Source organism: Ruegeria sp. YTSA072 (genome assembly GCF_059610285.1).
This window is the reverse complement of sequence record NZ_JBXWNI010000032.1, coordinates 1-4,652: the sequence shown is the minus strand read 5'-3', so window position 1 is coordinate 4,652 and position 4,652 is coordinate 1. Positions and strand designations below refer to the sequence as shown.

Annotated in this window: 8 protein-coding genes; 1 reads left to right on the top strand and 7 read right to left on the bottom strand. The window is 55.9% G+C overall.

Annotation, left to right across the window (positions count from 1 at the left end):
* The 7 genes from AC2FIB_RS22395 to AC2FIB_RS22365 form a co-directional block, all read right to left on the bottom strand.
* On the bottom strand, nt 1-720 hold a 720-nt coding region (locus AC2FIB_RS22395), incomplete at its 3' end, for a CopD family protein (protein ID WP_496842725.1).
* Nucleotides 717-1,061, bottom strand: coding sequence for a copper resistance CopC family protein (locus AC2FIB_RS22390; protein ID WP_496737911.1), 345 nt, complete (start codon nt 1,059-1,061; stop codon nt 717-719). The genes AC2FIB_RS22390 and AC2FIB_RS22395, both read right to left, overlap by 4 nt.
* Nucleotides 1,062-1,073: 12 nt before the next feature.
* Nucleotides 1,074-1,538, bottom strand: a complete 465-nt coding sequence (locus tag AC2FIB_RS22385; protein WP_496737912.1) for a c-type cytochrome — start codon at nt 1,536-1,538, stop codon at nt 1,074-1,076.
* Nucleotides 1,538-1,873 carry a DUF411 domain-containing protein gene (locus tag AC2FIB_RS22380; RefSeq protein WP_496737913.1) on the bottom strand — a complete coding sequence of 112 codons (336 nt, stop codon included), beginning with the start codon at nt 1,871-1,873 and terminating at the stop codon, nt 1,538-1,540. The genes AC2FIB_RS22385 and AC2FIB_RS22380 overlap by 1 nt, the downstream gene beginning before the upstream one ends.
* Nucleotides 1,874-2,063: 190 nt before the next feature.
* Entirely contained in the window at nt 2,064-2,399 is a 336-nt protein-coding gene (locus tag AC2FIB_RS22375; RefSeq protein ID WP_496737914.1) for a hypothetical protein, read from the bottom strand.
* A 208-nt stretch (nt 2,400-2,607) separates the two neighbouring features.
* Entirely contained in the window at nt 2,608-3,147 is a 540-nt protein-coding gene (locus tag AC2FIB_RS22370; protein ID WP_496737915.1) for a luciferase domain-containing protein, read from the bottom strand.
* 65 nt (nt 3,148-3,212) lie between these two features.
* Complete coding sequence (locus AC2FIB_RS22365; protein ID WP_496737916.1) at nt 3,213-3,803, bottom strand: YceI family protein; 591 nt, start codon at nt 3,801-3,803, stop codon at nt 3,213-3,215.
* Nucleotides 3,804-3,927: 124 nt separating this feature from the next.
* Here AC2FIB_RS22365 and AC2FIB_RS22360 point away from each other — a divergent pair, with 124 nt between their 5' ends.
* Entirely contained in the window at nt 3,928-4,509 is a 582-nt protein-coding gene (locus tag AC2FIB_RS22360; protein ID WP_496737917.1) for a TetR/AcrR family transcriptional regulator, read from the top strand.
* Nucleotides 4,510-4,652 lie beyond the last annotated feature (143 nt).

Below are 4,652 nucleotides of genomic sequence, written 5' to 3'. Positions count from 1 at the left end.
CGCCGCGAGGCCAAGAAGGGCGGAAACGATCACGACCTTGACCAAAAGTACTAATCCATAGGCCGTCCCAAACAAGGCGGCTACGGAGCCCGAAAGCAGCCATGCGAGCGCTGCGCCTGCAACAATCAGAACGGCAACTCCGTAAGCAGCGACATTGCCAAAGTGGTGCAATAGATTGGCCCCATTGGGGGTGAGCGCCGCTTTGCGCAAAGGCAGGAGAGCACCGACCCAAAACGCGGCAGCCAGCAGATGAAGAACCAGCAAGACAGCGAGAGCCGCTCTAGGCTCTCCGAGCGAGTGTCCCACCAGGGCAAATGAAATCGCCACGGCAAGGCTGCCCGCCAAAGCAATCCACTGCCCGACGCGCGGGAGTAGAATTGCCAATATCGCGAGTTCACCCATTCCCCGCCAAATCGCGGCGGTGCCAAGTGGACTGTCCCAGACAAAGCCAAGCATCATTGGATCCGTCGCGCCCTCAAAGCCCATTCCGGATATCCGCGCCGCTCTGATGCCGAAACGCAACGCCAGAACGGCGAGACCGATTATCGCAGCTCCGACCGCAAGGTTCCGTGCTAGGCACAGAACTGACGCTTCATCGCGTGTGGGAAAAAGAACGGTGAACAGGACGCCACCCATCGCCAGCAGCGCCGCGCCGTAGCCAAGTGCCTTCGCCAAAATGGCCAAGACGATAACACCGTCAATGGGTGCCAGACCGATCACTCAGCGACCGTGAAAGAGAAGCTGCCCTGCATCGGGTGACCGTCTGAAGCCATACCTCGCCAGTCGAAGCGGTAGCTTCCGGGTGCAAGCTCCTCCAAAGGCATAGCCCGGAATTCCGTGGTGGGGTCCATGCCCGTTTGGCGTTCAATTTCGACGTCGCCATCGTGTGAGGTCAACGTGACCGAGATGATACGCATCGGATCATCGAACCGCATGGTAAGCTCCGGCACATCCGTGACAGACGCGCCGTCTGCCGGTGTCGTTGCTTCCGACTTTGAATGTGCGGCCGCAAGCATTGGAGCCATTGCTACGACCAAGCCGATAAGAGTTTGTTTGATCATCTGAGTTTTCCTCTATTCGGATTGGGCATTCAGCTCGTCGTGGTACTCACGAAGGTCATTGGGCCAGGTTGACTTGATAAAAGATAGGACCGCTATGATTTCGTCATCGCTCAACACACCTTCATAGGCAGGCATACCGGTTGGGGGCGCATTTTCCATCAGTCCGCCCAGGCCAAATTTAGTCAGGGTGAAAAGCGTTTCATCATCGTGGTGCCACGTATGCCCTGTGGCGTCATGCGGCGGTGCTGGTAGCAAACCATCCTCGCCGCGTATCCGCCAGTTTGGCTGTCCTTCCAGGCGCGCTCCGTGGCAGGCAGCACATTGGTCCGCGTAGATATCTTGGCCAGTGGCGACCAGTTCCGCGTCATCCGGTGCCAAAAGACCGACCGCTTCGGAGGGCTGGGCCAGAACGAAAGCTACGGCGAAACCGGCGAGCGCAAGCCCACCGGTGACCAAGAGTGTTGTGCGCCCTAGCATCAGGTGTCGAATGGCTGCGCGGTGCCCGCGCGGTAGTACACCGTACCGACCCCAGCCTCTCCCCCAAATGCAATGACGTCATAACGGGCGGACGGATCGTCGCCCATACCAGGGGAGCCCATTGGCATGCCGGGAACAGCAAGCCCTGTGATGCCAGGCCGATCCTTCAACACGGCTTCCAGTGCTTCGAACGGCACATGGCCTTCAAAGACATAACCATCGGCTTCAATAGTGTGACAAGAGGCGAGGTTCAGCGGGATACCCCGCGCTGACTTCTGTGCCTCGGAGTCTGTCAGTTCCTCAACGGTGACGGCGTAGCCACGTGCGCGAGCCAAGTCGGCCCATGCGTGACAACATCCGCAATCTGGTGAGGTGAGCACGTGCATTGGGGTGTTTGCACGGACGGGAAGAGCGGTCGCGATGAGAGCAGTTGCAGATAGTGTGGTGAAGTGACGACGTGTGATCATGTCTGTCGGTCCTGTGATGTGAAATTTGAACGGATTGCGGGCGAGAACCCGTAGCCATTCAGGCTTTCGGAGGACCGGTGGGGACGCCCAGTGCGAGGCCCGCAAAATTGGCTCCAGCGTGCGTCACACCGCCCGCTGAAATCACCAATGGAGCGATCGGCGAAATCCCCGCCGTGGCGACAAGATCACCAAAACAGGATGCTGAACCCATGCCGCTAGTGGTGTCGCAACAATCCGCAACAGCTTGCTCCGCATTAGCCACCGGATCGTCGCCTGCCATTTGAGCATGATGACCAGAGTGATCCGATCCATGAGTCAAGCCATGCTTCACGGACGCTGCGGATGCGCCAGAGAATGCAACAACAAGAAGTATCGACAGGACCAAGCGAAACATACCAAATACCTACTGGGGGTATGAGGTTTTGACAAGTTTCGAGGATGTGTCGCCATTTACATCCTAGCTGCACTTGTTGTGGGTGCGCTACATCTCTGGATCATGCCCGGCTGGAACAGTGGACCATAGATCACCTGAAATTCCGGTAAGACTGAATTTTGACTGACCTGCGTATTAGTCAGAAACGGCAAGGTCAGCAGGTGGGCGTTTAGCCCAAGGTGTTTCCGGTGATGAAAGTGTACGAGCTTTCGACCAGATCGATGACGACTTCCAACTCTTCTGGTGTGGTCGGAGTATATATCATGACAAAGCCACTCCATCCGGGACGTTGATTGGCCCAAGGGTGTCCTACGGCCCAGCCAGCCTCAATTGCCCGTCGCGCCATTGCGGGGTGCAGCGAAGCGTGCAAGCTGCCATCAGGATGCATATGCGCAAACTCAAACCCACCGACAATAGAGCTCGGTTGGGACAATAACATGTCGGGATCAAGCTGAAAACCAATTGCGCCAGGAAGCGATATGCGTGTCGGGCCAAGTGTGACCCCTGGAAATTGCGCAACTCGCTCCAGCAATAGCTGGGCCAAATCGGCATCAATTTCGACACCAATCTGTGTATGGGGTACGCCGCTTGTCGTTTCGGGACGGGGCGAGGTGCGCTCCGGCAAGGAGCGCTCTTGTGCGGATACCATCGGGCACATCAATGCCACCGCTGTCGCGGCAGCCGCCAATGTTCTCAGGTGTACATTCATCGTGTTGACCATCCGCCAAAATTAAAGAATGAGTGCTCAGCGCCGTATCGGTGCCCCTGCACGCATCATTCAGCTTTTAACGCTTCGATATTGATCAAGAGCTCTATTTCGTCGCTCACCGCAGGTGCAAAGGCCCCAAGTCCGAATTCAGACCGCACGATAGTCGCCGTGGCAGCCAGCCCCAAGGTCGGCGTGCCCTCTTTTGGGCCAAACGGGTATGGCGCTGACTTGTTAAGCGTTGTTTCCAGAACAACAGGCTTGGTGACGCCATTCATGGTCAAGTCGCCAGAAATATCCGCGGAATTGTCCCCGGTCACTTCAATGCTGGTTGAGGCGAATGTGACCACGTCACCGTCGCTCGCGCTGAAAAAGTCATCGGACATGAAGTGTTGCAAACGGGCATCCCAGCCCGTGATCATGGATTTTACAGGCATAGACACTGTGACAGACGACGCAGACGGATCATCTTCGTTGAACTCTATCTCGCCGTTAAAACCTGAGAACATTCCAAATGTTTCTGAGAACCCGATGTGGTCGTAGCTGAACAATACCTGGCTGTGTCCAGGATCCAGCTCGTAGGTGCCACTCTCGGACAATGCGGTTGTCGCACCCATCGATAAGAGTACCGCCAGCGGGGTTGCTGCCACTTTGAACATTGATACGCTCCCATTTTGACAAGACGTGTTCGCGGAATTGAGTATTGAGCTTTAGTTTTTAGCTGATCATACTTATAGAACAAAATGTTCTATAGCGCAACAAAGTGTTCTACAGGAGGGGCGATTGAAAGAAGATCCTAGGCTGATCGCCACACGACAGACTGCGATTGATGCGGCGCAAAGGATACTGAGGGATGAGGGCGTGTTGCACGTAACTCATGGCGCAGTTTCGAAGGCAACTGGCATTTCGCGCAGCACACTTTACAGGCACTGGCCAGATGCGCGTAGCCTGCGTGATGCAGCGTTCAGGCGCATCGCAACACCGCCGAACATTCCACCCAAAACCGATGGCCCGCTGCGATCTGACCTGCGCTGGTTACTCGGCGTACTGATGGGAGCCTTGAATGACACACCATGGGGCCAAATCGCGCCTCAGGTGGTCGCTGCTGCGTCCACCGACGAAGAAGCGCGGTTGGTGATCACTGAATTCATGAAAGACAGGTTCGCAAGTGTTGAAGCAGTATTTGCAGCCGCAATAGACCGCGGTGAGATCGCCACGGATGTTCCGGTTGAACAGCTTATAGAACTAGCAGTCGCGGCACCTTATTTCCGCAAGCTCATTCGTCACGAGGCACTGGACGAGGATTGGTTGGATCGACATGTTGATCTGCTTTGCAGTATCGCGAAAACCAATTCGGGACAGTGACCATCGCCTGACTTTGCAATCAAAGCGACCTGCAACAGGCGCGAGATTTCGGCAGAGCAGCAGATTAGATCAAAAGCATATCCAGCTAGTTCCCAATAGCGGTTGCTCCAAAAGGTCTCGGCAAAGACTCGCAATGATCGTTC